This is a genomic window from Herbaspirillum sp. AP02 (genome assembly GCF_015767275.1).
In the GTDB taxonomy this organism is placed as follows: Bacteria; Pseudomonadota; Gammaproteobacteria; order Burkholderiales; family Burkholderiaceae_D; genus Herbaspirillum.
In genome coordinates this window covers 172,371-197,965 of the sequence record NZ_JADWMY010000002.1, presented here as the reverse complement: position 1 = coordinate 197,965, position 25,595 = coordinate 172,371, and the positions used below count along the sequence as shown (strand labels likewise).

24 protein-coding genes are annotated in these 25,595 nt (G+C 63.2%); 12 read left to right on the top strand and 12 right to left on the bottom strand.

Going from position 1 to position 25,595, the window contains the following annotated elements:
• Positions 1–10 precede the first annotated feature (10 nt).
• Positions 11–1,237, bottom strand: a complete 1,227-nt coding sequence (locus I5R65_RS06825) for a polyhydroxyalkanoate depolymerase (RefSeq protein WP_180665674.1) — start codon at positions 1,235–1,237, stop codon at positions 11–13.
• 355 nt (positions 1,238–1,592) lie between these two features.
• Between I5R65_RS06825 and I5R65_RS06820 the strand changes: the two genes are divergently transcribed.
• The 5 genes from I5R65_RS06820 to I5R65_RS06800 all read left to right on the top strand — a co-directional run bounded on the left by I5R65_RS06820 (position 1,593) and on the right by I5R65_RS06800 (position 6,507).
• Complete coding sequence (locus I5R65_RS06820; protein ID WP_180665672.1) at positions 1,593–2,249, top strand: glutathione S-transferase family protein; 657 nt, start codon at positions 1,593–1,595, stop codon at positions 2,247–2,249.
• A 76-nt stretch (positions 2,250–2,325) separates the two neighbouring features.
• The gene (locus tag I5R65_RS06815) at positions 2,326–2,769 is read left to right on the top strand and encodes a cupin domain-containing protein (protein WP_180665670.1); all 444 of its coding nucleotides are present in this window, start codon (positions 2,326–2,328) and stop codon (positions 2,767–2,769) included.
• A 258-nt stretch (positions 2,770–3,027) separates the two neighbouring features.
• The gene (locus I5R65_RS06810) at positions 3,028–4,455 is read left to right on the top strand and encodes a circularly permuted type 2 ATP-grasp protein (RefSeq protein ID WP_180665668.1); all 1,428 of its coding nucleotides are present in this window, start codon (positions 3,028–3,030) and stop codon (positions 4,453–4,455) included.
• Positions 4,456–4,457: 2 nt separating this feature from the next.
• The gene (locus I5R65_RS06805) at positions 4,458–5,456 is read left to right on the top strand and encodes an alpha-E domain-containing protein (protein ID WP_180665666.1); all 999 of its coding nucleotides are present in this window, start codon (positions 4,458–4,460) and stop codon (positions 5,454–5,456) included.
• A gap of 172 nt (positions 5,457–5,628) precedes the next feature.
• Positions 5,629–6,507, top strand: coding sequence for a peptidase (locus I5R65_RS06800; protein WP_180665664.1), 879 nt, complete (start codon positions 5,629–5,631; stop codon positions 6,505–6,507).
• A 132-nt stretch (positions 6,508–6,639) separates the two neighbouring features.
• On the opposite strand, the gene purM is transcribed toward I5R65_RS06800, so the two are convergent.
• Positions 6,640–7,683: a phosphoribosylformylglycinamidine cyclo-ligase gene (gene purM, locus I5R65_RS06795; protein ID WP_180665662.1), complete on the bottom strand. Its 1,044-nt coding sequence runs from the start codon at positions 7,681–7,683 to the stop codon at positions 6,640–6,642.
• A 104-nt stretch (positions 7,684–7,787) separates the two neighbouring features.
• Between purM and I5R65_RS06790 the strand changes: the two genes are divergently transcribed.
• The 5 genes from I5R65_RS06790 (at position 7,788) to folK (ending at position 12,489) form a co-directional block, all read left to right on the top strand.
• Entirely contained in the window at positions 7,788–8,870 is a 1,083-nt protein-coding gene (locus I5R65_RS06790) for an AI-2E family transporter (protein ID WP_180665660.1), read from the top strand.
• 123 nt (positions 8,871–8,993) lie between these two features.
• The gene (gene hda / locus I5R65_RS06785) at positions 8,994–9,710 is read left to right on the top strand and encodes a DnaA regulatory inactivator Hda (RefSeq protein ID WP_180665658.1); all 717 of its coding nucleotides are present in this window, start codon (positions 8,994–8,996) and stop codon (positions 9,708–9,710) included.
• Positions 9,707–10,390: an HAD family phosphatase gene (locus I5R65_RS06780; RefSeq protein WP_180665656.1), complete on the top strand. Its 684-nt coding sequence runs from the start codon at positions 9,707–9,709 to the stop codon at positions 10,388–10,390. The genes hda and I5R65_RS06780 overlap by 4 nt, the downstream gene beginning before the upstream one ends.
• Positions 10,387–11,997 (top strand): polynucleotide adenylyltransferase PcnB, encoded by a 1,611-nt coding sequence (gene pcnB, locus I5R65_RS06775; protein ID WP_180665654.1) that lies wholly within the window; start codon positions 10,387–10,389, stop codon positions 11,995–11,997. The genes I5R65_RS06780 and pcnB overlap by 4 nt, the downstream gene beginning before the upstream one ends.
• Before the next feature lie 6 nt (positions 11,998–12,003).
• Entirely contained in the window at positions 12,004–12,489 is a 486-nt protein-coding gene (folK, locus tag I5R65_RS06770) for a 2-amino-4-hydroxy-6-hydroxymethyldihydropteridine diphosphokinase (protein ID WP_180665652.1), read from the top strand.
• Positions 12,490–12,516: 27 nt separating this feature from the next.
• On the opposite strand, the gene I5R65_RS06765 is transcribed toward folK, so the two are convergent.
• The 9 genes from I5R65_RS06765 to I5R65_RS06725 form a co-directional block, all read right to left on the bottom strand.
• The gene (locus I5R65_RS06765) at positions 12,517–13,779 is read right to left on the bottom strand and encodes an EAL domain-containing protein (RefSeq protein WP_180665650.1); all 1,263 of its coding nucleotides are present in this window, start codon (positions 13,777–13,779) and stop codon (positions 12,517–12,519) included.
• On the bottom strand, positions 13,757–14,950 hold the full coding sequence (locus tag I5R65_RS06760; RefSeq protein WP_180665648.1) for a chemotaxis response regulator protein-glutamate methylesterase: 1,194 nt from the start codon (positions 14,948–14,950) through the stop codon (positions 13,757–13,759). The genes I5R65_RS06765 and I5R65_RS06760 overlap by 23 nt, the downstream gene beginning before the upstream one ends.
• Positions 14,947–15,822 (bottom strand): protein-glutamate O-methyltransferase CheR, encoded by an 876-nt coding sequence (locus I5R65_RS06755; RefSeq protein WP_180665646.1) that lies wholly within the window; start codon positions 15,820–15,822, stop codon positions 14,947–14,949. Before I5R65_RS06755 ends, I5R65_RS06760 begins: the two co-directional genes overlap by 4 nt.
• Positions 15,823–15,826: 4 nt before the next feature.
• Positions 15,827–16,402: a chemotaxis protein CheW gene (locus I5R65_RS06750; RefSeq protein ID WP_180665644.1), complete on the bottom strand. Its 576-nt coding sequence runs from the start codon at positions 16,400–16,402 to the stop codon at positions 15,827–15,829.
• Between the two features lie 104 nt (positions 16,403–16,506).
• Positions 16,507–18,294, bottom strand: a complete 1,788-nt coding sequence (locus I5R65_RS06745) for a methyl-accepting chemotaxis protein (protein ID WP_180665642.1) — start codon at positions 18,292–18,294, stop codon at positions 16,507–16,509.
• 26 nt (positions 18,295–18,320) lie between these two features.
• Positions 18,321–20,522 (bottom strand): chemotaxis protein CheA, encoded by a 2,202-nt coding sequence (locus tag I5R65_RS06740; RefSeq protein ID WP_180665640.1) that lies wholly within the window; start codon positions 20,520–20,522, stop codon positions 18,321–18,323.
• Positions 20,519–20,854 carry an STAS domain-containing protein gene (locus tag I5R65_RS06735; protein ID WP_180665638.1) on the bottom strand — a complete coding sequence of 112 codons (336 nt, stop codon included), beginning with the start codon at positions 20,852–20,854 and terminating at the stop codon, positions 20,519–20,521. Before I5R65_RS06735 ends, I5R65_RS06740 begins: the two co-directional genes overlap by 4 nt.
• A gap of 52 nt (positions 20,855–20,906) precedes the next feature.
• Positions 20,907–21,275 (bottom strand): response regulator, encoded by a 369-nt coding sequence (locus tag I5R65_RS06730; RefSeq protein WP_180665636.1) that lies wholly within the window; start codon positions 21,273–21,275, stop codon positions 20,907–20,909.
• Positions 21,276–21,284: 9 nt separating this feature from the next.
• Positions 21,285–22,436: a chemotaxis protein gene (locus I5R65_RS06725; RefSeq protein WP_180665634.1), complete on the bottom strand. Its 1,152-nt coding sequence runs from the start codon at positions 22,434–22,436 to the stop codon at positions 21,285–21,287.
• Positions 22,437–22,860: 424 nt separating this feature from the next.
• Here I5R65_RS06725 and I5R65_RS06720 point away from each other — a divergent pair, with 424 nt between their 5' ends.
• Together I5R65_RS06720 and panB are read left to right on the top strand one after the other, a co-directional pair.
• Positions 22,861–23,502, top strand: coding sequence for a deoxynucleoside kinase (locus I5R65_RS06720; protein WP_180665632.1), 642 nt, complete (start codon positions 22,861–22,863; stop codon positions 23,500–23,502).
• Positions 23,503–23,509: 7 nt separating this feature from the next.
• Positions 23,510–24,337, top strand: coding sequence for a 3-methyl-2-oxobutanoate hydroxymethyltransferase (gene panB / locus I5R65_RS06715; RefSeq protein WP_180665630.1), 828 nt, complete (start codon positions 23,510–23,512; stop codon positions 24,335–24,337).
• Between the two features lie 109 nt (positions 24,338–24,446).
• On the opposite strand, the gene dnaJ is transcribed toward panB, so the two are convergent.
• Positions 24,447–25,577 carry a molecular chaperone DnaJ gene (dnaJ, locus tag I5R65_RS06710; RefSeq protein WP_180665628.1) on the bottom strand — a complete coding sequence of 377 codons (1,131 nt, stop codon included), beginning with the start codon at positions 25,575–25,577 and terminating at the stop codon, positions 24,447–24,449.
• Between the last annotated feature and the right edge of the window lie 18 nt (positions 25,578–25,595).

The following is a 25,595-nucleotide window of genomic DNA, read 5'->3' as shown; positions in this document are numbered from 1 at the left end:
CGCCGGATGCTCACCTGTGATGCATATTAATGAAATCCCTCAGGCGCGGATAGATTTCGTTCTCCCAGCGCCGGCCATTGAAGACGCCGTAATGACCGACCGCCGTCTGAACATGGTGCATGCGCATGTAGGGCCGGATGCTGCTGCACATTTCCTGTGCGGCCACGGTCTGCCCGACGGCGCAGATGTCATCCTTCTCACCTTCGATGGTAAAAAGCGCGGTGCGGCGAATCGCACGCGGCTCCACCACGCGCTCGCGATAGGTCAGCTTGCCCAGCGGCAGCGCGTGCTCCTGGAAGACCATGCGCACCGTCTCCAGGTAGAACTCGGCCGGCAGATCGGACATGGCGAAATACTCTTCGTAGAAATCCTTGATCTGCGCCGCCTGCACCTGCTCGCCTTCAACCAGGTGATGGTAGAGCTTGCGGAAGGCATCGACGTGCCGGTTCAGGTTCATGTTCATGAACGCACCCAACTGCACGAAGCCCGGATAGACGCATCGTCCCGCCCCCACATGGCGCGCCGGCACGGTGCTGATCATGTTCTTCTCGAACCATTCGATCGGCTTGCTCTTGGCCAGCGCGTTGACGGCGGTCGGATTGACCCGGGTATCAAGCGGCCCGGCCATCAGGGTCATGGTGCGCGGCTGCGCCGGGTGGTTTTCATCGGCCATCACCGCCGCTGCGGTGAGCGCCGCCACCGTGGGCTGGCACACCGCCACCAGGTGGGCAGCAGGACCCAGTACGGCGAGGAACTGGATCACGTGGGAGACGTATTCATCCAGGCCAAAGCGACCGTGCTCCAGGGCAATATCACGTGCATTGCGCCAGTCGGTGATATAGACATCGTGGTCGCGCAGCAGTGTCTTGACGGTACCCCGCAGCAACGTGGCGAAGTGGCCCGACATGGGCGCCACCACCAGCACCTTGGGCTGGTTGACCGAGGTTTCCTTGCGGAAATGCAGCAGACCACAGAATGGCGTACCGCTGATCTCTTCTTCATGCACCGCAATTGTGCGCCCGCCATCGACCACCTCGTCGATGGCGAAAGGCGGGCGGGCATGGGTCAACTGGGTGCGTGCGAAGACCTCGCAGGCCGACGCCATCTTGCGCAGGTAGGGCTGGGCCGGCATGCCCGGCCAGGTCATGCCCAGCATGGGCGCCATCATGCGGGCACAGGCCCGCATCGGATCGGTGGCGTCGGCGTAGTTCTGGTAGAGCTGATAGGTATTGATCATGAAAACGCCGCCCTCGGGAGTGTCTCTTCTTGGTTTCCTTGACTGCCGCTCGCTTCCGACGGGATGCAATTGTCGTGCCATTGATGTCTGGAAAAATGCCGGATCGAGCCAGTTTTCAAGGCCTGCACCGCCTTTCGTGGCCATGCGGAAAGTCCCGGCCTGCTCGTGCCGCCGTTTCCCGCGAGCTGGCACAAGCTTTGCAAGCAATGCATTTGCATGCCGGTTACCGGCTGCGCCCTTCCTGATGCGCAGACAGGCGGGGCTGGTTGAAATGACATAGATGATGAAGATGACACCGCCGCTCACGCGGCAGCGTGCCCAAAGTCAACCTGCACAAAACAGAAAAAGGACTGACATGCCTAAGACGACTTTGCGCATCACCAGCAAGAATTACTCCTCATGGTCCCTGCGCGGCTGGCTCATGGCCAGGTTCGCAGGGCTCTCCTTCGAGGAAGACATCGTGCCGCCGGACGATCCGTCGGCACGGGCAGAGATCCTGCTCCTGTCTTCCTCCATCCTGGTGCCCAGCCTCCATCATGGCGACGTACTGGTATGGGATACGCTGGCCATTGCCGAATATCTCAACGAAATCCGCCCCGGCGCCAAGCTGCTGCCCTCCGACCTGGCCGCCCGCGCCCATTGCCGCTCGGTCTGCGGCGAAATGCATTCCGGCTTCTCGGCCCTGCGCGCAGCGCTGCCGATGAACCTCAAGGGACACTTCCCCAACTTCAAGGTGTGGTCGCGCGCCGAAGCCGACATTGTGCGCATCACCACCATCTGGAAGGAATGCCTGGCCAAGTACGGCGGGCCTTTCCTGTTCGGCGAACAACGCACCATGGCCGATGCCATGTATGCGCCGGTGGTCACGCGTTTCATGACCTATGACGTCAAACTCGATCCCATCTGCACCGCCTATGCCAAGCGCATCATGGCCATGCCGGAGATGCAGCAATGGATCACCGCCGCCAAGAAGGAGCCGGAGGATATCGACGAGCTCGACGTGGAATTCTAGGGCGCAGCCGCAGTTGAAGTCGCGCCCGTTTTTTGTCGCAGGCCCATTGCGGGAGACCGCAGAAAGGATGGATGTGATGAATACCGTAGCTGATGCAAGCGTACTGGCGCAAAACACCTTCTCGCATGTGAGCGAGGGCGACACGCCCTATGAAACGGGCGGACTGCGCGACTTCTTCCTCTACCGCGATCTGGGCATCGCCGCGGCCACCGGTGGCCAGGTGGTGGCGCAACTGGTCAAGGCCAACATGGCACCCGAGACCGGCACCGGATGGCATCGGCACGAGGCCAACTTCCACATCGTCATCATGCTCAAGGGCTGGGCGCGTTTCATGTACGACACCGAGGTCACGCTGGTCAAGGCCGGCGACTGCGTGCACCAGCGACCCGGCATCGTGCACTTCCTGTTCGATTATTCGCCGGACATGGAGTACCTGGAAATCGTCAGTCCGGCGGACTTCAAGACCATCGACATGCCCGCGCCCTGCGAGGTGCCGGCCGCCACCCCATGGAACAACTGAAGCCAATGCGGGTCTGCATTACCGGACTGCAGGCCCGCGCATGAGAGGAGCAAAAGCGTGCAATTTTCCACTGTCAAAAATTTCAGGGCTCTGTTAGTCTTTCTTCGTGCACGCCCCCTCTGGCGTGCCGCTGCAGTCCCCTAGGGTCATTGCTTCACGCTGCAATCCCGCTGGTGTTTTGCCGTACCTACCGCCTCAGTTTTCGTTACAACCTACTTAGAAAGATTCCCGCTCCCCACGGGAACGCGAAGCAAACCTATGGCACATTTTTTTGATGAGATGTATTCAGGAGGCTCCGGCAGCGAAGACCGTGAAGTGCGTCAGCACTATGCAGAATTCGCCAGCTGGCTTTCCGCGCAATCGCCGGAAATCATCGCCCGCAAACGTGCCGAATCCGACCTGATCTTCCGCCGCGTCGGTATTACCTTCGCCGTCTATGGAAACGATGCCGGCACCGAACGCCTGATCCCCTTCGACATCATCCCGCGCATCATCCACAAGGCCGAATGGGCCAAGCTGGAAGCCGGGCTGGTCCAGCGCGTCAAGGCGCTCAACATGTTCATCCACGACATCTACCACGAGCAGAAGATCGTCAAGGCCGGCATCATCCCGCCCGAGCAGATCTTCCAGAACGCCCAGTACCGGCGCGAGATGCAGGATGTGAACGTGGTCAACGACATCTACGCGCACATCGCCGGGGTCGACATCGTGCGGGCCGGCGAGGGTGAATTCTACGTACTGGAAGACAATCTGCGCGTGCCTTCCGGCGTGTCCTACATGCTGGAAAACCGCAAGATGATGATGCGGCTCTTCCCCGATCTCTTCAAGCACCACAAGATCGCGCCGGTCGATCACTATCCCGACCTGCTGCTGGACAACCTGCGCTCGGTGGCCCCTGCCGGCGTAACCGATCCGACGGTGGTGGTGATGACCCCGGGCATGTACAACTCGGCCTACTTCGAGCATGCCTTCCTGGCCCAGCAGATGGGCGTGGAACTGGTCGAGGGTCAGGACCTGTTCGTCAAGGACAACGTGGTCTACATGCGCACCACGCGCGGCCCCAAGCGGGTCGACGTGATCTATCGCCGCATCGACGACGACTTCCTCGATCCGCTGGCCTTCCGACCCGATTCGGCGCTGGGCGTACCGGGACTGCTGCAGGCCTATCGCGCCGGCAAGGTCACGCTGACCAATGCCATCGGCACCGGCGTGGCCGACGACAAGTCGATCTATCCCTACGTGCCGGACATGGTGCGCTTCTACCTTTCCGAAGAACCCATCCTCAACAACGTGCCGACCTACCAGTGCCGCAAGAAGGAGGATCTTTCCTACACGCTGGCCAACCTGGAAAAGCTGGTGGTCAAGGAAGTCCATGGCGCCGGCGGCTACGGCATGCTGGTCGGCCCGGCCTCGACCAAGCAGGAGATCGAGGACTTCCGTGCCCGCATCATCGCCAAACCCGACGGCTATATCGCCCAGCCCACGCTGGCGCTGTCGGTCTGTCCGACCTATGTGGAGTCCGGCATCGCGCCGCGCCACCTGGACCTGCGCCCGTTCGTGCTGTCGGGCAAGCAGATCACGATGGTCAAGGGCGGCTTGACGCGCGTGGCCTTGAAGGAAGGCTCGCTGGTGGTGAACTCGTCGCAGGGCGGCGGCACCAAGGACACCTGGATTCTGGAGAAATAACGATGTTGAGCCGCACCGCCGATCACCTCTTCTGGATGGCCCGCTACACCGAGCGCGCCGAGAACACTGCCCGCATGCTCGACGTGCATGTGCAGACCGCGCTGCTGCCGCAATCGACCGACGACGCCGAGCAGGGCTGGCGCGCCGTGCTGGGCATCTCGGAACTGCTCTACGGCTACGACCAGAAATACGACAAGCTCACGCAGAAGGACGTCATCGACTTCATGGTGCGCGATCCCGATAATCCGTCGTCGATCGCCTCCTGCCTGCGCCAGGCCCGCGAGAATGCGCGTGCCGTACGCGGTGCGCTGACCACGGAAGCCTGGGAAATCCAGAACGCCACCTGGATCAAGATGCAGTCCTACCTGCAGACCAATGCGCTGGAGCAGAACCCCAGCGATTTCTTCGAATGGGTCAAGCACCGTTCGCATCTCTCGCGGGGCGTGACCATCGGCACCATGCTGGAGGATGAGGCCTTCCACTTCATCCGCCTGGGGACCTTCCTTGAACGTGCCGACAACACGGCACGCATCATCGACGTCAAGTTCCACGGCGCCAAGGAAGCGCAGTCGCAAAAGCAGAACGGGCAATCGCAATCGCAATCGCAAAGCCAAGCTGCCCGTGACGAAGCGGGGCAACTGGACTTCTACTACTGGGCCGCGATCCTGCGTTCGGTGTCGGGCTTCGAGATCTACCGGAAGGTCTATCGCGACGTCATCACCCCCGAGCGCGTGGCCGAACTGCTGATCCTGCGTGCCGACATGCCACGCTCACTGCTTGCCTGCATGGGCAATGTGATCTCCAACCTGCACCATGTGCGCAACGATGTCTCGGCTGACACCGAGCGCTTCGCCGGCAAGTTGCACGCCGACCTGAAGTTCGCCCGCATCGAGGAAATCCTGGAAGCCGGTCTGCATGACACGCTGACCGAATTCCTGGAGCGCATCTTCGAGCTGGGCAATCGCATCAGCCGTGATTTTCTTGTTCCTTTGGCAGCGTAAGTGAGCTCGGCTGTGCTCTGCAGCATAAGAAAGGAGCACAGCCAATGTCATCTTTTCCGGAAACAGGCCGTTACTGTAGGTACGTCACGACAGATGCCCCCGGTGCGCAAGCTCTGGCGCCGGGCCTTACGGTAAAATCCGGCTTTACGTTTCCAAGTACCAAGATTCCATCATGACCTACTGCGTAGCCATGCGCCTCAACGGCGGCCTGGTGTTCCTCTCCGATTCTCGTACCAATGCGGGTGTCGATCATATCGGCACCTTCCGCAAGATGAGTGTCTACGAGAATCCGGGCGACCGCGTCATGGTCATGATGACCGCCGGCAACCTCTCCATTTCGCAATCCGTCCGCCAGATGCTGACCGAGCGCACCAACGCCGAGGGACGCAGTATCTGGACCGCGACCTCGATGTACGAAGCAGCCCAGATCCTGGGCGACGCCATCCGCGCCGTGCATGATCGGGAAGCGGCCGAGCTCAACAAGTTCGGCATCGACTTCAACGTCAGCATCATCTTCGGCGGCCAGATTCGCGGCGAGCGCTGCCGCCTGTTCCAGATGTACTCGGCCGGCAACTTCATCGAATCGCATGACGAGAATACCTATTTCCAGATCGGCGAATCCAAGTACGGCAAGCCCATCATCGATCGCGTGGTGACCCCGCAGACCTCGCTGGACGAAGCCGCCAAATGCGCGCTGATCTCCATGGACTCCACGCTGAAGTCCAACATCTCGGTGGGCCTGCCGCTGGACCTGCTGGTCTACGAGAGCGAAGACCTGGCCGTGACCCGTTTCGTCACCATCGACGAACAGAACCAGTATTTCCAGATGATCCGCCGCAGCTGGGGTTCGCAGTTGAGGCGCGTCTTCGAGGCCATCGACGACCCGGTCTGGGATGCCCTGCCGGAAGACACGCTCAATGTGCTCTCGACGGCCTCCGATATCAGCGAACCGGTGCGCGTGCCGCCGCCCAATGGCGTGGCGCGTGGGGTACAAGCGGGACCGCGACAGATCCTGGCCGAACAGGACGGGGATGTGGGACAGGCAAGCTAGTCGCCCTTTCCTGATGGAAACCGGGTGCCCTCCTGGCAGGTCCAGGAGGGGAATACCGCGGGAAATCCCGGCACAAGTGAAAAAGGCTGCATCAAAGCAGCCTTTTTCATTTTGCGAAACGATTTACGCCATTCAACGCACGATGGTCTGGGCTTCACCCTCGGCGCGGGCACGGATGGCACCGATGCGATAGACGGTCTCGCCAGCGGCCTTCAGATGGGCTTCGGCGGCATCCGCGTTTTCCTTGGAGACGATCACGGTCATGCCGATGCCGCAGTTGAAGACACGGTGCATTTCGGCATCGGCCACGCCACCATGCTGCTGCAGCCAGGTGAACAGCGGCGGCATGGTCCAGGACTTGGCATCCAGCTCGGCGGTCAGGTGATCCTGCAGCACGCGCGGGATGTTCTCGACCAGGCCGCCGCCGGTGATGTGGACCATGCCCTTGACTTCCAGCTTTTCCATCAGCGACAGCAGCGGCTTGACGTAGATGCGGGTCGGGGCCATCAGCACATCGGCCAGCTTGCGGCCGTGGAAGTCGGCTTCCAGGTCCGGCTTGGCCACATCCAGGATCTTGCGGACCAGCGAATAACCGTTGGAGTGCGCGCCCGAGGAAGCCAGGCCCAGCACCACGTCGCCCGGGGCGATCTTGGTGCCGTCGATGATCTTGGACTTCTCCACCGCACCGACAGCGAAGCCGGCCAGGTCGTATTCACCGTCCGGGTACATGCTGGGCATCTCGGCGGTTTCGCCACCGATCAGGGCGCAACCGGCCTGTTCGCAACCGGCGGCGATGCCCTTGATCACATCGGTAGCCGAAGGCACGTCCAGCTTGCCGCAGGCGAAATAATCCAGGAAGAACAGCGGCTCGGCACCCTGCACCAGGATGTCGTTGACGCTCATGGCCACCAGGTCGATACCGACCGTATCGTGGCGCTTGAGATGGAACGCCAGCTTCAGCTTGGTACCGACGCCGTCGGTCCCGGACACCAGCACCGGCTCCTTGAACTTCTTGCTGATCTCGAACAGGGCGCCGAAACCGCCAATGCCGCCCAGCACGCCTTCGCGGGTGGTGCGCTTGGCGAAAGGCTTGATCGCTTCGACCAGGGCGTCACCGGCATCGATATCGACGCCAGCGTCACGGTAGGAGAGGGAGACATTGGAAGGTGAAGTCATGATGAAATATTGCCAGTGAAGACGGTAAAATAGGGGATTCAGGGTATCGAACGCCCTGCCAAAGCGTGATTTTAACAAAACCGACACTCCCGAACTCCGAATCCATGCCTTTTTCTTTGTCCGAAGATCAAAAACAAAACCTGGCGTGGCTGATTGTCGGCATTTTGCTGCTGTCCTTGCTGGTGGCGCTGGGGCCGATGCTGTCGCCCTTCGTCGCCGCCGGCATCCTCGGCTATGCGCTCAACCCGGGCGTAGACTGGATCGCCAGCCGACGCCTGGGGCCGTTGCGGGTGCCGCGTTTTGTGGGCGTGACCATCATGGTGCTGCTGTTGATCCTGGCCGGCCTGGCGCTGGTGCTGATCGTGGTGCCGCTGGTACTGCGCCAGATCCCGCTGCTGCAGGCCCAGGTGCCGCCGCTGCTGGACAAGTTGAACGCCTTCCTCTCGCCGCGCCTGCACCAGCTGGGCATCGACGTGCGCCTGGACATGGCCGGCATCAAGGCCTTGCTCACGCAACAGATCAGCACCAGCGGCGACGAGCTGTGGAGTTCGGTGCTGGCCTCGGCCCGGGTGGGCGGCACGGCGCTGCTGGCCTGGCTGGCCAACCTGCTGTTCGTGCCGATGGTGTTGTTCTACCTGTTGCAGGATTGGCATCCTTTCCTCAAGCGCGTGCAGATCATGATCCCGCGTCGCTGGGCCGGCCGCGTCAATACCATGGCTGCCGAGGTCGATGGCCTGCTGGGACAGTATCTGCGTGGACAATTGCTGGTGATGCTGGTGCTGGCAGTCTATTATTCGGTTGCGCTCACGGTGGCGGGCTTTGACAGCGCGTTGCCGGTGGGTGTATTGACCGGCTTGCTGGTGTTCATCCCCTACGTCGGTTTCGGCCTGGGGCTGGTGCTGGCGATCCTGGCGGCGATCCTGCAGTTCGATGGCGCCATCGGGCTGCTGTGGGTGGCCCTGATTTATGGCGTGGGACAGGTGCTGGAAAGCTTCATCCTCACGCCCAAGCTGGTGGGCGAGCGTATCGGCTTGCATCCGCTGGTGGTGATTTTCGCCCTGCTGGCCTTTGGCCAGCTATTCGGCTTCGTCGGCGTGCTGCTGGCGCTGCCGGCCTCGGCCATCGTCTCGGTGATCGCCATGCATGTGCGGCGCGAGTACCTGGCCAGCAATTTTTACAACCGCTAGAGTGTCCATGTCTTATTACAGCCTCCATGCTGGACCGGGAAGCTGCGCAGTGTCCGGCGCCGCGCGCCGACCTGCATTAACTTGCCGCAGCACAACTGCGGCGCCCGTAGCTGATACACGCCGATGAAACAGATTCCGCTCGATTTGAGCGCGGACCAGCCGCAAAGCTTCGATAGCTTCGTGACCGGCCGCAACGCAGAACTGCTGGAGCGCCTGAAGCTGCTGGCCTCCGCCGGCGTGGGCAAATCCACCCATACCGGCAGCGCCAGCACCGACCGCTTCATCTACCTCTGGGCCGAAGCCGGTGCCGGCAAGAGCCACCTGCTGCACGCCCTGGCCAGCAAGGCCGGCCAGGAAGGCAATCATGCCCGCCTGATCCGCGCCGACTCGCCAGAGTCCGCCTTCGAATACAGTTCCCGCACCAGCCATTACCTGCTCGATGACGTGGACCAGTTGTTCGAGGAACAGCAGATTGCCGCCTTCAACCTGTTCAACCAGATTCGCGAACAGGGCGGCTGCATGGTCTGCAGCGGCACCCTGCCGCCGACCCGGCTGGAGTTGCGCGAAGACCTGCGCACCCGCCTTGGCTGGGGCCTGATCTACCAGGTCCACGATCTCTCGGACGATGAGAAAATCGCAGCCCTACTCCAGATCACGCTGGACCGCGGTCTGGAAATCCCCCCGGCCGTGATGATGTACATGCTCACCCACTACCGGCGCGACATGCCCTCGCTGTCGCGCATGCTCGACGCGCTGGACCACTACTCGCTGGCCACCAAGCGCGCCATCACCCTGCCCTTGCTACGCGAACTGTTACAACAGGAATCCGGAGAACAATGAACCTCGCCCTTTTCGATCTCGACCATACCCTGCTGCCGCTCGACTCCGACCACGAGTGGGGCGAATTCATGGCGCGCATCGGCGCCGTGGATGCCGACAGCTTCCGGAAAGCCAATGACGAATGGTTCGCCCATTACCAGAACGGCACGCTGGACCCGGTAGCCTACCTGGAGTTCGCGCTGGGCAACCTGTCGCGCATCCCGCGCCAGCAACTCGACGAGATGCACCAGCAGTTCATGGAAGAAGTGGTCAAGCCGGCCATCCTGCCGCAAGCCGTGGCCCTGGTGAAGAAGCACCTGGACGCCGGCGACCTGGTGGCCATCGTCACCGCTACCAACCATTTCGTGACCAAGCCCATCGCCTCGCATTTCGGCGTGGAACACCTGATCGCCGCCCTGCCGGAGCTGGATGCCCTGGGCAACCTCACCGGCAAGCTGCGCGGCACGCCCACCTTCGGCCCGGGCAAGATCGTCCACACCGAAGCCTGGCTGGACCAGCTGGGTCACACCCTGGACAAGTTCGAGCGCAGCTACTTCTACAGCGATTCGCAGAACGACATCCCGCTGCTGGAACGCGTCACCGACCCCATCGCCACCAATCCCAACGACAAGCTGCTGGCGCATGCCCAGTCACGTGGCTGGCCGGTACTGAACCTCTTCGACGACGGCCACGTGCAATGATCAAGAAACTGATTCGCTCCATCCTCGGCCGTGGCAAGGCTGCTGCAGCCGCAGAGAGCGCCGAACCGGTCAAGAAATCGCGGGCCAAGGCCGGTGCTGCGGGCGGAAAGATCGAACCCGACGTGCTGGGCCCCAAGCAGCATGGCATCGATCCCGCGCTGGTCTCGCCCAATGCGGTGCGCGTGACGCAGACCCTGCAGGACGCCGGCTACAAGGCCTTCATCGTCGGCGGTGCAGTGCGCGACCTGCTGCTGGGGATCAAGCCCAAGGACTTCGACGTGGCCACCAACGCGACGCCGGAACAGGTCAAGCAACTGTTCCGCCGCGCCTTCATCATCGGCCGCCGCTTCCAGATCGTCCATGTGATGTTCGGTCAGGAACTGATCGAGGTCACCACCTTCCGTGGCGCCTCGGCCGAAGCCGCGCCCAAGGATGAACATGGTCGCGTGCTGCGCGACAACACCTTTGGCGAACAGCATGAAGACGCAACCCGACGCGACTTCACCATCAATGCCATGTACTACGATCCGGCCAGCCAGACGGTGCTGGATTATCACGGCGGCATCGCCGACATCCGTGACAAGAAGCTGCGCATCATCGGCGAACCGGAAGCGCGCTATCGCGAAGACCCGGTGCGCATGCTGCGCGTGGTGCGCTTCGCGGCCAAGCTCAAATTCAGCATCGACCCGGCCAGCAGCGCACCGATCCGCGTGATGGCGCCGCTGATCGACAACGTGCCGGCCGCGCGCGTGTTCGATGAAATGTTGAAGCTCCTGATGAGCGGCCATGCCCTGGCCTGCCTGCAGCAACTGCGCAAGGAAGGCCTGCACCATGGCCTGCTGCCGCTGCTGGACGTGGTGCTGGAGCAGCCGCTGGGAGAGAAATTCGTCAGCCTGGCCCTGGCCAATACCGACGCCCGCGTCAAGGAAGGCAAGGGGGTCTCGCCCGGATTCCTGTTTGCCTCGCTGCTGTGGCACCAGGTGTTGGAAAAGTGGCGCGCCTACCAGGCCGCCGGGGAATATCCGATTCCCGCGCTGCATCTGGCTGCCGACGATGTACTCGACGCCCAGACCGACAAGCTGGCCCTGCAGCGCAAGATCGCCTCCGACATGCGCGACATCTGGGCCATGCAACCACGCTTCGAGCGTCGCGTCGGCAAGGCCCCTTATAAACTGCTGGAACACCTGCGCCTGCGTGCCGGTTTCGACTTCCTGCTGCTGCGCTGCCAATCCGGTGAACTCGATGCCGAACTGGGCGAATGGTGGGAAGCCTTCATCGCCGGCAACGGCGCCGAGCGCGAAGAACTGATCGCGCGCAAGCCGGCCGATACTGCCAGTGCCGGCGCCGGACCCAAGAAGCGCAAGCGGCGCGGTGGCCGCAGCCGCAGCAAGTCCGCGAGCGACAGCGCGGACAATGATGGCGGTGACGACCAGCAGGTCGCGCCAGCAGAAGTGGCCGACGCGGCACCCAAGAAGCTTGCCACGGCGCCCGCCGAAGCTGGCAGCGATGGCAGCAGCGCCGAAGCACCCAAGCGCCGTCGTCGGCGCAGCCGCACCAGTACCGCTGGCGCAGGCCCCGACGCAGCGCCGGGCGGCGAGGACCAGTAAGCAGGCATGGACCAGCCCGGGACCCTGGCCTGGATCGGCATCGGCGGCAATCTGGGCGACGCCCGGGCCACGGTCGAACAGGCCATCGCGCGGCTGGCAGGATTGCCGCAGTCACGCCTGCTGCGCAGTTCATCGCTCTATCGCACGGCCCCCATCGACTCCGGCGGCGACGACTACGTCAATGCGGTGGTGCTGGTGAGCACGACCCTGCCGGCGCTGGAGCTGCTGCACGCCCTGCAGACGATCGAATTGCAACATGGGCGCGAACGCCCCTATCGCAATGCACCGCGCACGCTTGATCTGGATATCTTGATATATGGAGAAGCCCGCATCGCCAGCGCGGAGCTGACCGTCCCCCATCCTCGCATGGCACAGCGCGCCTTCGTGCTGGCGCCCATGCTGGAGATGGACGAAACGGTGGAGATTCCCGGACTGGGACCGGCCCGGCCATTTCTGGATGCCATCACGGACCAGCCGGTCAGCAGGCTCTGAAGCGCCCGCACCGGCGTGACTCGTCCGCTAGGCCAGCCCGCCCGTCGCCGCTCCGCGTCCCAGCGGTCGCAGCTCGTGCAAGCGGCGATGATGCCCCTTCAGCCACAACGGCAACTCGTTGGCCGGCATGGGCTTGCCGATCAGGTAGCCCTGCCCCAGGCTGCAACCGAAATCCTGTAGCAGACGCCAGTCTTCCATGGTCTCCACGCCTTCGGCGACGGTGACCAGTTCCAGGCGCTGCGCCATGTCCAGCGCGGACTGCAGGATCACGCGCAAGTTCTTGCGATCATGCGCGCCATGGACGAAGGATCGGTCGATCTTCAGTTCCGTGAAGGGAATACGGGCCAGTTGCTGCATCGATGAAAAGCCGGTGCCGTAATCGTCAATCGACAGGCCGAAGCCCTTCAGGCGCAAGCGCGCCAGCATGCCCAGCGAATTTCCCTTGTGCGCGACCACCGAGCTTTCGGTGATTTCCAGCACCACGTTCTCGGCCGGCAAGGCATGCTTGTCCACCAGTTCCAGGATGCGATGCAGGAAGTCGGGTTGCTCCAGCGACAGCGGCGACAAATTCACCGCCACCTTGATCGCCAGCCCTCGACTATGCCACACCGCCGCCTGGGCCATGGCCTGGTCCATCATGCTGATGGTCAGGTCGTGGATCAGGCCGCACTGCTCGGCCAGGGGGATGAAGCGGTCCGGCGGCACCATGCCGCGCTCGGGATGGTTCCAGCGCGCCAGCGCCTCAACACCCTTGAGGATGCCGGTCTGCACATCCACTTTGGGCTGGAAGTAAGGCAGCACCTGACCACCGCCAATGGCCCCGTCCAGGTCGGTTTCACACATCGAGGGCAAGGGATCGTCATGCGCATGCGCATCACCGCCATGACGGCGGAAGGCTTGCAGCGCGGCACGCAACTGGCCCAGATTGAGTGGTTTCTGCAGTACGCCGATCAGGTTCATGCCCAGCGCATGGATCATGGTTTCCACCGACAGCAGCAAGGAAGTCTCACGACTGGAGGCGACGATCAGCGGGATGTCGATGCCTTTCTGCTGCAACTGCTGGATCAGCTCGATGCCATCCATGCCCGGCATTTCCAGGTCGATCACCACCAGACCTGGCGGCAGCTTCAACAGTGCCAGCAGATCCAGCGCTTCGTTGCCGTTACCGGCCTCGTAGATCAGATCGACGCCCAGCTCCTGCAACAGCGTGACGCTGTGGCGGCGCTGCAGGGCGCTGTCGTCGACGACCAGCGCGGATTCGATCAGCTCATTGAGATTCTCTAGAGGCATATTTTTCGATCACGGCAGAGATATGTTCGAGCGGGAGGACATCACCGACGCCCCCCATGTGTATCGCTTCTTTCGGCATGCCGAAGACCACACTGCTGGCCTCGTCCTGGGCGTAGGTCGGGGCGCCGCAATCGGCCATCTCCCGCATTCCCCGCGCACCGTCGTCCCCCATGCCCGTCATGATGATGCCTACTGCATTGCTGCCGGCGGCCTTCGCCAGCGAGCGGAACAGTACGTCCACCGATGGCTTGTGCCGGCTCACCAGCGGTCCCTCCACGGTCTCCACATAGTACTGCAGGCCATCGCGCCGCACGACCAGATGCTTGCCACCCGGGGCGATCAACACCCGCCCCGGCAGGATCACGTCGAGATGCTCGGCCTCCTTGACCTCGGCCCCGGAAAGACGATGCAGCCGCTCCGCGAAACTGCGCGTGAAACGCTGCGGCATGTGCTGCACCACCACGATGCCGGGACAACGCCGATCCAGGCGGCCCAGTACCTTCTCCAACGCCTGCGGTCCGCCGGTGGAGGCACCGATGGCGACGATGCGTGCGGTCGGGGGGCGATAGCCGTCTTCCGGCCCTGGCGGGTTCAGCACGGCATCAGCGGTGTAGCGCTGCAAGCCCGAGGCCCAACCCGCATCATGCAGTATTTCACGCGTTGCTGCTTTGACCGGGCGCAGATTGGCCAGCAGTGGCACGGAGCGTGTCGGCGCGGCGACCGGCACTGCGACCACCGCGGACATGTTGCGACTACCGGGTCCGACCACCATCGCCGCGCGGATGGCGCTGGCCAGTTCTGCCACGGCTTCGTGCAGGAACTCGCGCACGCCCAGTTGCGGTCTGGCAATGACGCTCACCGCTCCGGCCGCCAGGGCTTCGGCCGCGACTTCGCTGCTGTCGCCGGCACGTGCGCTGCACATGATGACCGGCGTGGGGCGGGAGGCCATGATCTGGCGCAGGAAGGTAATGCCATCCATGCGCGGCATCTCGATGTCCAGCAGGATCACGTCTGGCCATTCCTGCTGCATCTTGCGCAGGGCAAACACCGGATCGGGCGCCGTGCCGATGACACGGATGTCGGCGGTCTGCGCCAGCAGTTGCTGCATCAACTGGCGCACCACCGAAGAATCATCGATGACCATGACCCGGATTGTCTGCGGCGTCTTCATTGCGGTCTGCGGTAGATCGAGGGTGAATGCATCAGCAGGTCCAGCTCCATGCCGTGCAGGGATTCCGAATGCCCGACCACCAGATAGCCGCCCGGACGCAAGCGCGCGATCACATCGCGCAACACCTTGAGCTTGGTCGCGCAATCGAAATAGATGATCACGTTGCGCAGGAAGATCAGGTCGTACAGCCCATCGTCATGGGCATGCAGCGCAGTCAGGTTGCGCTGGGCGAAATCGACCTTGGCGCGCAGGTCCGCCTGCACCAGGAACTGCCCCTCGTATTCGCCGGTGCCAAGCAGGCAATAGCGGCGCAGATAGGGACGCGGAATGTTCTGGCCGCGGGCCATCGGATACAGCGCACGGCGGGCGAAACGCAGCACCCGCGTGCTGATGTCGGAGCCGAACACCGACCAGGGTGCCGTGGGCCGGTGATGGTCCAGCAGCATGGCCAGGGTATAGGCCTCCTCCCCGGTGGAACTGGCAGCGCTCCAGACGCGCAGGGTCTTGCGGTCGCTCCACAACGGCAACAGTTCATCGGCCAGGAAATCGAAATGCCCCTGCTCGCGGAAGAAATAGGTTTCGTTGGTCGTGATGAGGTCAATGGCGCGCTGTCGCTCCTGGGCGCCGTGCTGGCTGCTGATCAGGGCATAGTACTGGCCCAGCTCGCGCAGACCCAGTTCATGCACGCGGTTGCCCAGCCGGCTTTGCAGCAAGGCCTTTTTCGACAGCGGCAGGTGCAGGCCGATATGCTTCTTGAACAATTGCTGGAACAGCTGCATATCATGATCGCTGACCTCGTCGTCCTGCTGCAGACCGGGGCCCGCGCTGCCGCTCAGGTGGTTGACGCCGCCGGAACCGCCGATGCTGGCCATGCCCCTACTCCCGCGTCACCTGGACCGACAGCACCGGCACTCCACCCAGGGCATCGTCGGCGCTCATGCCCAGCAGGCTGGCCAGCTCATCCACCGACAACACGCGCTGGACGTCCAGCACCACCACGAAACGCTCGCTGACATTGATCATGCCGTCGATGAAGTCGGCACGAATGCCGGCGCCAAAGGATGGGCGCGGTTCGATGTGATCCACGCCGATGCTCAGGACCGCGCTGACGGCATCGACCATCACGCCCAGCAGCAGCATCTGCTCGTCCTGCACCAGTTCCATGATGATGATGCAGGTACGCTTGGCCTCGACAGTGGGCGCACGACCAAAGCGCAGCGACAGATCGATCACCGGCACCACCGAGCCGCGCAGGTTGATCACCCCGCGCAGGAATTCCGGCATCAGCGGCACTTCGGTCAGACCGCCGAATTCGATGATCTCGCGGATGTGAACGATGGGCATGGCAAAACATTCCGCGCCAACCAGGAAAGTCAGGAACTGGCGCGTCTCGATGACTTCCTCCTGTTGCCGCTTGCGGGCCGATTCGCCGTTCAACGATACGCTGGGCATGGCCGGCTCTCCTGGCTGCGCCGGCAGCTGCCGGACGGGTTCACTGCGCGCCGCGCGGGTGATGATGTGAGGATCGAAGCAATCTTGCTCATGGCGGTGCGGCCTCAGAAACGCTTGAACGCAGACTCGTCCACGCCTGGCTCGTTCTCGTCCACATCCAGCATGGACAGCCGGCGTACCCGCTCGTGCTTCACACCAGGGGTACGTGGCTCGCCGGGCTTGTCGCCGCGTGGCGGCGTCTTCTGCATCTCGCCCACGCGGAAGAAGCGCATCAGGTCCTGCAGATGGATGGCCTGGGCACTCATCTCTTCCGAGGTGGCCGACAGTTCTTCGGAAGCCGAGGCCGTCATCTGGGTGGTCTGCGCCATCTGGTGCACGGCGTTGTTGATCTGTTCCAGGCCGGTCGACTGTTCGGCCGAGGCCGCAGCGATCTCTTGCACCAGGTCGGCAGTCTTGCGGATCGACGGCACCATCTGATTGAGCAGGCCACCGGCTTTTTCAGCCAGGCCCACGCTGTTCTCGGCCACGGCGATGATTTCCTGGGCGGCGGTCTGCGAACGCTCGGCCAGTTTGCGCACTTCGGCAGCGACCACGGCAAAGCCCTTGCCATGTTCGCCGGCACGCGCTGCTTCGATGGCCGCATTCAGGGCCAGCAGGTTGGTCTGGTAGGCAATGTCGTCGATGATGCCGATCTTGCTGGCGATCTGTTTCATCGCAGCCACCGTCTCGCGCACCGCCTCGCCGCCTTCGGTGGCGGCATTGGCCGAGAGGCTGGCGATGCCATCGGTGGTGCGGGCGTTGTCGGCGTTCTGGGCGATGGTGGCGGTGATCTCTTCCACCGAGGCGCTGGTTTCCTCGACATTGGCCGCCTGCTGCGAAGCATTGTGCGACAGCGCCTGGGAAGACGATGAAATCTGCTCCGATGCCGAGGCCAATGCGCTGGCGGTGCCACTGACATCGCCGATGACGTCGGTCCACTTGGTCACCATCTGTTGCGTGCTGTAGAGCACGCTTACCTTGTCGCGCTTGCGCAGTGGTACGGTCACGGTGAGGTCGCCCTCGGCCACCCGGCGCAGCACGCTCATGGCGTCACGCGGTTCGCCACCGATCTGGGAGCGGATGGTGCGATAGGCAAACCCCAGGCAGGCGAACAGCACCACCACCGAGGCGGTGAGCAGCCAGAAGATCTTCTGCTCCAGCTCCGCGTAGTCGGTACCGGCCTTGACCACCCGGGCCTGAGTACGCTCATCCACCAGGCGCAGGAAATCATTGACCGGGCTCATTACCTTGCCGAACAGGGTGCGATAGGTCTGGTCGAACACCAGCTCCTGCGCCATGGCCTGGTTGGGTGCGCCGACCACACTGAACTTGCCTTCGCCATCGTCGAACTCACCCTTGACGGCGTGGAAGGCGGTGATCTCGATACGCGAAAGCTGGTCGGCCAGCTTCAGGGCCTCCTGCATCTTGGCCAGTTCCTGGTCGGTGAAACCGGAGCGCTTCATCAGTTCGGACAGCGGTACTGCCTCGGCACCCGTTTCCACCGGTAGCTTGCGGGCGCTCACCAGGTCCCAGTTGAAGCGGTCATAGTTGGCCGGGCGAGGGCGCTTGCCGTTGCGGATATCGAGGATCAGGTAGTAACGATCTTCGTCGTTGGGGTCACCGGTGGTCACGTAGGCGCGGGCGAACTTGGTCATGTCCTCAGCGGTACGGCGCAGTTCATTGGCCAGCGCGGCCGACGAATAGCGCGACTGGTGGGCATGTTCCAGGGCCATGTTGGCCTGCCTGAGCGTGTCGGTGAGGCTGATCACCACCGCCACCAGGATGGACAGCACCACCGCCAGCCAGATGAAGATCTGCTTGATGCTCATCCTGTTGGTCATCGATTCTTGCATGCTCGCTTCCCCTTGTGCTGCGCTCGTCATTGCGCGGACGCCACGCCGCGTTCGGCGTAGGCCGCCGTATTGCCTTGTTCCTGCTGCTGGGTATGGTGGACCAGGTGCGGGATGTCCAGGATCAGCGCCACGCGGCCGTCACCGAGGATGGTCGACCCCGACAATCCCTTGACCTTGCCGAACAGCCGGCCCAGCGGCTTGATCACTGCCTGGCATTCGCCGAGCAGGCCATCGACCAGCAGGCCTGCGCGCAACTGGCCGTATTGCACGATCACCAGGCTCTTGCGTGCACGGCCCTGCTGGCGCTCCGGCAGGTCGAACAATTCACGCAGCGGTACGAAGGGCAAGGGTTCGTCGCGCACCGCCACGATGTGGCTGCCGCTCTGGTGCGGCGGCATGTCGATGCACTCCACCACCATGTCCAGCGGAATCACGAAGACCGCATTGCCCACCACCACCTGGAATCCCGAGATGATGGCCAGCGTCAGCGGCAGGCGGATGCGCACCACGGTGCCGCGGCCGCCTTCGGTATCGATGGTCACTTCGCCTTGCAAGGCCTCGATGTTGCGCTTGACCACATCCATGCCGACCCCGCGCCCCGATAATTCAGTCACCTGGCGTGCGGTGGAGAATCCGGGCTCGAAGACAAAGCGATAGATGTCGGCATCGCTGAGGTCCTCATCACCCGTCACCAAGCCTTGCGCCACGGCCTTCTCCAGGATACGGTCGCGGTCCATGCCGCGGCCGTCATCCATGACTTCGATCACCACGCTGCCCGATTCGTGGGTGGCATTCAGGCGCAGGGTGGCCTTGGGCGGCTTGCCGGCGGCGAGGCGTTCTACCGCCGGTTCGATGCCGTGGTCGATGGCATTGCGCACGATATGCATCAACGGATCGGCCAGGCGCTCGACCATGGATTTGTCCAGCTCGGTGTCGGAGCCGGTCATGATGAGGTCGATGTCCTTGTCGAGGTCCCGCGCTATGTCGCGCACGATGCGCGGGAAGCGTTGGAACACTTCATTGATCTGCACCATGCGCAAGGTCAGCGCGGCATCGCGGATCTGTTCCATCAGGCCATCGATGGCCTGGGTCGCTTCCTCGAACTGGCTGTCCTTGCGGCGGCGTGCGATCAGGCGTGCACTGGCACCGGCAATCACCAGTTCGCCTACCAGGTCGATCAACTGGTCGAGCTTGGAGACTTCGATCTTGATGAACTTCTGCTCCTGCGCACGGCGTTCGTCCAGCGGACGCGGCCGCTGGCGAGCATCGGGAGCGGCCACCGGCACCACCGGCGCGGTAGCCTCTTCGACCGTGACCGCACCCAGGCAGCGCCACTGAGATTCATTGAACAGCCCGTGGTGGCGCCAGAGACCGACCAGACGCGCCGCATCCTCACGCGCCAGGCGTTGCAGCACGGTAGCGTAGTCGGCCAGCACGCTATGCGGGGACAGGATGTCGATGCGACTGTCGTCCCGCACGAACTCGAAGACATCCTCCAGCGTCTGGCGGCTGGAGCCGGAGGCAAAACAGATCTCCACGCCGAGGTAGCAACTCTCGGCATCCATGCTGGCGGCATCGGGAATACCGCTCTCCACCGGCAGGATGGCGACGATGCGCCCCAGCGAGCGCAGATAATGCAGGAAGGATAGCGGGTCGAGGCCATCACGCAGCACGTTTTCGTTGAACTGCAGCGACAGGTGCCAATAGGGATAGTCGGCCGGGGCCTGGGCGATGAGCTCGTCAAGCACACCCAAGGCGTCAGGCAGGCCAGCGACAGTTTCGCCTGCTGCAGCAGCCGGCCCGGCGCCTGCTGTATCGACGGCGTCGGCGGTGCTTGCGGTCAGCGCCACCATGGCCAGTTCGGCCAGCAGTGCCGTACGCCGCTTGGCATTGGGCTCCTCGGCTTCCTGGCCGCGCTCAATGGCATCGACCAGCTCACCGATGTAATCGCCACACTGCAACAACAGGGACATCAGATGGCCGTTCAGGGGCAGGCGATCCTGGCGTACCAGGTCCAGCAGATGCTCCACCTGGTGCGTGAACTGGACGATGCTGTCGAAGGCGAACAGTCCGGCCGAGCCCTTGATGGTGTGGGCAGCGCGGAAGATGGCGTTGATGCATTCGCGGGTCGGCCCTTCCATCTCGATCTGCAGCAATGCGGCCTCCATCGCCACCAGCAGCTCACGTGCTTCCTGTACCACGGCGTCGCGGGCGGAATCCTTTTTCATGCATCCTCCCCTGCAGGCAAGAGCAGGGCATCGGCGGGACCGAAGCGCTCATGCAGCTGCAGCAGGTCCAGCGCCGCCACCACCGCCGGGCTGTAGGCACCGATCTCCAGCTGACGACCGCGCTCAGCCAGCTCGCGCCGCAGCAGCAACAGCAACTGGATGCCTGCGGTGTCGATCTCGTCCACCCCGGCCAGGTCCAGCACCACGCGTGGCTGCACCATCGTCAATGCGTGCAGCAGCTCCGGCTTGCGCTCGGCCGCCTGGAAAATGCTCAGTCCGCCGCTCACGGTGAGCAGCAGGCTGTCCTCTTGCACGGAGTACGTCAGTGGCATGTTGCAGGCCTCGGCTTTCTCTCGGTCTCTTGCTATCGGTCGGCGTCAGCGTTCAAGGCTGTACCAGCTTGGCCACCGCATCGAGCAGTACCGGAGGCTGGAAGGGCTTGTGCACCCAGGCGCGGATGCCGGCGGCCTTGCCCTCCAGCTTGCGCGCTTCACTGCTCTCGGTGGTCAGCATGATGACGGGCGTGAACTTGTAGGCCGGCATCTGCTTCATCTCGCGCACGAAGGACAGGCCGTCGAGGTTGGGCATGTTGAGGTCGGAAATGACCAGGTTGAACTTGCGGCCATCCAGTTTCTTCAGGGCCTCGCGGCCGTCGGCGGCTTCTTCCACGTGGTAGCCGGCACCCCTCAAGGCGGCAGAGATGGTCTGCCGCAGGCTGAAGGAATCGTCGACGATCAAAATGCTCTTTTCCATCTCGCTTCCTCAGAAGAAATCCACTTGGGACGGCGCCGCAGGATTGCCCTGCTGGCCGGCGTGTATCTGGCGCTGTTCCTGCGTGGTGTAGGTCTTTTCGAGATCGGCCAGCCATTGCTGGGGAGAAGGCAGAGTGGCCTGTCCCGGCTCCGCAGCCCCGCGCAGGCGGGCAATATCCTGTTGCACGTGGTCCAGTATCTGGCTGATGCGGTCCTGGAATTGCAGGTGGACCAGGATGTCGCAGACTTCGCGATCGACTTCGCGTCCCTCGTCTTCCAGCTCTTCCACGGTGGTGGTCAGCTTCATGGCGGACTGGCGGAAGTCGGCGATGATCTGGTCGATCACGGCACGCGAGTTTTCCACGATCTCGCTGGCGCCGGCGGCCATTTCGCCGGTACTGCCGATGGCCGCCAGGATCTGCTGGCGCGCGCCCTTGGCGCGGGCGGCGATCTGCCGGCTGTTCTCGGCCGAGCGTTCGGCCAGCTCCTGCCAGCTCTGGGCGTCGCTCAGGAGATCGGTCACACCGGTCTGGCCGGCCAGTTGTTCATTCTGCTGGGCCAGGCGGCGGATGTCATCGTTGGCCGCCATGAGTGCGTCGAAGCGGGTGGCCAGTACCTGCCGCGCAGCCTGCATGCCTTCCAGCGCCGAGGCGATGATGCCCAGTTGCTCGGCGGCGTCCTGGATGGTCTGCAGGATGTCACCGTTGGCAGCGCGGCTGGCGGGATCGAGCGTGCCACCGAGACGCTCGTGGATACCCACGAAACGGGCAGTGAGACTATCGATGGCCGATTGGGTCTGCGCGCGCGCCAGCTGTACATTGCCTTGCCACACCGGCAGCACTTCGCGCAGCAGGTCGGCCAGGGGGTGGGACTGATCGGGGGCAGAGGTCGGCACCGAGGATGACTTCGATGGTGACGCCACGACGGCCGCCCCGGCATCTTCGACGCTGGGTACGTGCTGCGCCTGCGGCACGTCGAGTACCGCCACGGCAGCGCTCGGGGAAATCGGCGCGACGACGGGAGCCGGCAGGCAAGTCAGATAGAAGGCGCCGCCGATCAGCAGGCCGACCAGCAAGCCCAGCCACCAGTGCTGGGCCAGCATCATGAACAGCAGCAGATTGACCAGGCACAGCACTGGCAAGATATTGCGAAGCGATTTCACAGCCACGATCCCGATTTGTTGTTCTCAGTTTGGGTCAATGCGCATGGCGCCACGGGCGCACCATGCTCTTGACGGTGTTTACGGCAGGCATTGCCCGATCTTGGGGGCAACAGGCCGCCGCACCGCCTGTTGCGCGCTACCGGGAGACTGCCTCGTCAACACGGCAACCTGCACCGGACCCGGCACCAATCTCCCACCTGGCTGGTCTATCCCCGCACGCACCAAGCCACAGCCTATTGTGCTGGTTGCCAGAGTGCTGCCTTTCGTCGAATAAAGGCCAATTTCCGTTTGAGTTGTCGACGCAGTGGATGGGTGAATGGAAATTATTGCAATAGTCACAACAAAACCAAGCTTCCGCGGGTGCCGCCCGCCGGGGGAAATCAACTACAATGCCGCACCCGGCGTGCCGGGGGAAAGAGGACGCATGGAACTGGAAAGCTATCGCTACATTGCAATCGACGGCCCGATCGGCGCCGGCAAGACTTCACTGGCCAGACGCTTGGCCAGCTTGTGGGACGCCCAGGTGGTACTGGAACAGCCGGAGGAAAATCCCTTCCTGGCCGACTTCTACCGCAATGCCGGCCAGCATGCCTTCCAGACCCAGGTGTTCTTCCTGCTGCAGCGGATGAGGCAGTTGCAGGCACCACTCGATCCGGCGCTGCTGGAGGGCCGCTTCGTCGCCGATTTCATGCTGGAAAAGGACATGCTCTTTGCCGGCCTGACCCTGGCCGGCGAAGAACTGGCGCTCTACCAAACCTTGTACCTGCAGTTGCGCCCGCAGGCGCGGCTGCCGGACCTGGTGATCCATCTGCAGGCTGCGCCCGAGATATTGCAGGCGCGCATTGCCGAGCGCGGCGTGGCCATGGAAGAAGGCATTTCGCTGGACTACCTGCAACGGCTTTCCGAGTGCTACAGTCAGTTTTTCTATCATTACGAAGGGGCGCCGGTGTTGACCGTCAATACCGAACACCTGGACCCGGCGCACAACGACGCCGATCTGCGCACACTGCTGCAGCACATCGAAGAGATGCGCGGCAAGCGCGCCTTTCTCAATCAAGGAGGTTGAATTTCCAATGGCAGGCTATCTTCAGGAATCCGGCGCCGCTCGCGCCAAGCCGGTGACGACCCACACCCTGCAGGCCATGCGCGCCAAGGGCGACAAGATCAGCATGCTGACCTGCTATGACGCCAGCTTCGCCACGCTGATGGAGCGCGCCGGCCTGGAAACGGTATTGATCGGCGACTCCCTGGGCATGGTCTGCCAGGGCCATGATTCCACACTGCCGGTGAGCATCCAGGACGTGGCCTACCACACCGCCGCCGTGGCACGCGGTAGCAGCACCATGCTGATCATCGCCGACCTGCCCTTCGGCACCTATCCGACCCGTGAAGAGGCCTTCCGCAACGCCGCCCTGCTGATGCAGGCGGGGGCGCACATGGTCAAGCTGGAAGGCGGGGTATGGCTGGCGGACACCATCAGATTCCTGACCGAGCGCGGCATTCCGGTCTGCGCGCATATCGGCCTGACGCCGCAGTCGGTGCACCAGCTGGGCGGTTTCAAGGTGCAAGGCAAGACCAGCGATGGCGCTACGCAATTGCACGCCGATGCACTGGCCGTGCAGCAGGCGGGGGCCTCGCTGGTGGTGATCGAGGCGGTGCCGGCGACGCTGGGCAAGGAAGTGACCGACCGCCTGGCCATTCCCACCATCGGCATCGGTGCCGGCCCGGACTGCTCTGGCCAGGTGCTGGTGATGCATGACATGCTGGGGGTCTTCCCAGGACACAAGAGCCGCTTCGTGCGCAACTTCATGGACGGCGCCGGCAGCATCGAGCAGGCCGTGCGCGCCTATGTGACCGCGGTCAAGGACGGCAGCTTCCCGGCACCGGAGCATTGCTTCTGAAACTGCCTGGGGCATCAACCGCCTGCTGCATTGCGCAGGCGGACAGCAAAACGGCCAGCGATCTGCTGGCCGTTTTGCTTTGCTGCTGTTGCGCGAAGGATCTCCGGTCTTACTCGAAGAATTCCTTGACCTTGTCCTTCCAGGTCTTGGTCTGCGGGCTGTGCTTGGCGCCGCCTTCGGTGGTCAGCTGCTCGAATTCGCGCAGCAGTTCCTTCTGGCGTTCGGTGAGCTTGACCGGGGTTTCCACCACGACGTGGCAGAACAGGTCGCCGGCATAACCGGAACGCACACCCTTGATCCCCTTGCCGCGCAGACGGAAGGTCTTGCCGCTCTGGGTGCCTTCGGGGATGGAGAAGGATGCCTTGCCGTTCAGGGTCGGGGCTTCGATCTCGCCACCCAGGGCTGCCTTGGCAAACGAGATCGGCATTTCGCAATGCAGGTCGTCGCCATCGCGCTGGAATACGTCGTGCGGCTTGATGTGGATTTCCACATACAGGTCGCCCGGAGGACCGCCGTTGACACCCGGCTCACCGTTGCCGGAGGAGCGGATGCGCATGCCGTCGTCGATGCCTTCGGGAATCTTCACTTCCAGGGTCTTGTTGCGCTTGATGCGACCGGCACCGGCGCAGGTGGGGCAAGGTTCAGGAATGATCTTGCCGCTGCCGTGGCACTTGGGGCAGGTCTGCTGGATGCTGAAGAAGCCCTGTTGCATGCGCACCTGGCCGTGACCGCCGCAGGTGGTGCAAGTGACCGGCGAAGTGCCGGGCTTGGCGCCGCTGCCGTGGCAGGTGTCGCACTGGTCCCAGGAAGGCACGCGGATGGTGGTATCGAAACCGTGGGCCGCTTGTTCCAGGGTGATTTCCAGGTTGTAGCGCAGGTCGGCGCCGCGATAGACCTGCGGACCCGAATTGCGCCCGCGACCGCCGCCGCCACCACCGAAGATGTCGCCGAAGATATCGCCGAAGGCATCGGCAAAGCCGCCGGCACCGGCACCGCCGCCCGCGCCCATGTTGGGATCGACACCGGCGTGTCCGTAGCGGTCGTAGGCCTCGCGCTTCTGCGGGTCCGACAGCATCTCGTAGGCTTCCTTGACCTCCTTGAACTTGTCTTCCGCGCCCTTGCTGTCGGGGTTGCGGTCAGGATGGTACTTCATCGCCAGCTTGCGATAAGCCTTCTTGATCTCTTCATCGCTGGCGTTCTTGGCCAGTCCGAGCACTTCGTAAAAATCGCGTTTTGCCATGTTGTATAACCCACCTTG

What these genes read in the sequence shown, in the direction of transcription:
- I5R65_RS06825 (WP_180665674.1), bottom strand. Translation starts at nt 1,237, where the DNA reads ATGATCAATACCTATCAGCTCTACCAGAACTACGCCGACGCCACCGAT.
- I5R65_RS06820 (WP_180665672.1), top strand. Translation starts at nt 1,593, where the DNA reads ATGCCTAAGACGACTTTGCGCATCACCAGCAAGAATTACTCCTCATGG.
- I5R65_RS06815 (WP_180665670.1), top strand. Translation starts at nt 2,326, where the DNA reads ATGAATACCGTAGCTGATGCAAGCGTACTGGCGCAAAACACCTTCTCG.
- I5R65_RS06810 (WP_180665668.1), top strand. Translation starts at nt 3,028, where the DNA reads ATGGCACATTTTTTTGATGAGATGTATTCAGGAGGCTCCGGCAGCGAA.
- I5R65_RS06805 (WP_180665666.1), top strand. Translation starts at nt 4,458, where the DNA reads ATGTTGAGCCGCACCGCCGATCACCTCTTCTGGATGGCCCGCTACACC.
- I5R65_RS06800 (WP_180665664.1), top strand. Translation starts at nt 5,629, where the DNA reads ATGACCTACTGCGTAGCCATGCGCCTCAACGGCGGCCTGGTGTTCCTC.
- purM (WP_180665662.1), bottom strand. Translation starts at nt 7,683, where the DNA reads ATGACTTCACCTTCCAATGTCTCCCTCTCCTACCGTGACGCTGGCGTC.
- I5R65_RS06790 (WP_180665660.1), top strand. Translation starts at nt 7,788, where the DNA reads ATGCCTTTTTCTTTGTCCGAAGATCAAAAACAAAACCTGGCGTGGCTG.
- hda (WP_180665658.1), top strand. Translation starts at nt 8,994, where the DNA reads ATGAAACAGATTCCGCTCGATTTGAGCGCGGACCAGCCGCAAAGCTTC.
- I5R65_RS06780 (WP_180665656.1), top strand. Translation starts at nt 9,707, where the DNA reads ATGAACCTCGCCCTTTTCGATCTCGACCATACCCTGCTGCCGCTCGAC.
- pcnB (WP_180665654.1), top strand. Translation starts at nt 10,387, where the DNA reads ATGATCAAGAAACTGATTCGCTCCATCCTCGGCCGTGGCAAGGCTGCT.
- folK (WP_180665652.1), top strand. Translation starts at nt 12,004, where the DNA reads ATGGACCAGCCCGGGACCCTGGCCTGGATCGGCATCGGCGGCAATCTG.
- I5R65_RS06765 (WP_180665650.1), bottom strand. Translation starts at nt 13,779, where the DNA reads ATGCCTCTAGAGAATCTCAATGAGCTGATCGAATCCGCGCTGGTCGTC.
- I5R65_RS06760 (WP_180665648.1), bottom strand. Translation starts at nt 14,950, where the DNA reads ATGAAGACGCCGCAGACAATCCGGGTCATGGTCATCGATGATTCTTCG.
- I5R65_RS06755 (WP_180665646.1), bottom strand. Translation starts at nt 15,822, where the DNA reads ATGGCCAGCATCGGCGGTTCCGGCGGCGTCAACCACCTGAGCGGCAGC.
- I5R65_RS06750 (WP_180665644.1), bottom strand. Translation starts at nt 16,402, where the DNA reads ATGCCCAGCGTATCGTTGAACGGCGAATCGGCCCGCAAGCGGCAACAG.
- I5R65_RS06745 (WP_180665642.1), bottom strand. Translation starts at nt 18,294, where the DNA reads ATGCAAGAATCGATGACCAACAGGATGAGCATCAAGCAGATCTTCATC.
- I5R65_RS06740 (WP_180665640.1), bottom strand. Translation starts at nt 20,522, where the DNA reads ATGAAAAAGGATTCCGCCCGCGACGCCGTGGTACAGGAAGCACGTGAG.
- I5R65_RS06735 (WP_180665638.1), bottom strand. Translation starts at nt 20,854, where the DNA reads ATGCCACTGACGTACTCCGTGCAAGAGGACAGCCTGCTGCTCACCGTG.
- I5R65_RS06730 (WP_180665636.1), bottom strand. Translation starts at nt 21,275, where the DNA reads ATGGAAAAGAGCATTTTGATCGTCGACGATTCCTTCAGCCTGCGGCAG.
- I5R65_RS06720 (WP_180665632.1), top strand. Translation starts at nt 22,861, where the DNA reads ATGGAACTGGAAAGCTATCGCTACATTGCAATCGACGGCCCGATCGGC.
- panB (WP_180665630.1), top strand. Translation starts at nt 23,510, where the DNA reads ATGGCAGGCTATCTTCAGGAATCCGGCGCCGCTCGCGCCAAGCCGGTG.
- dnaJ (WP_180665628.1), bottom strand. Translation starts at nt 25,577, where the DNA reads ATGGCAAAACGCGATTTTTACGAAGTGCTCGGACTGGCCAAGAACGCC.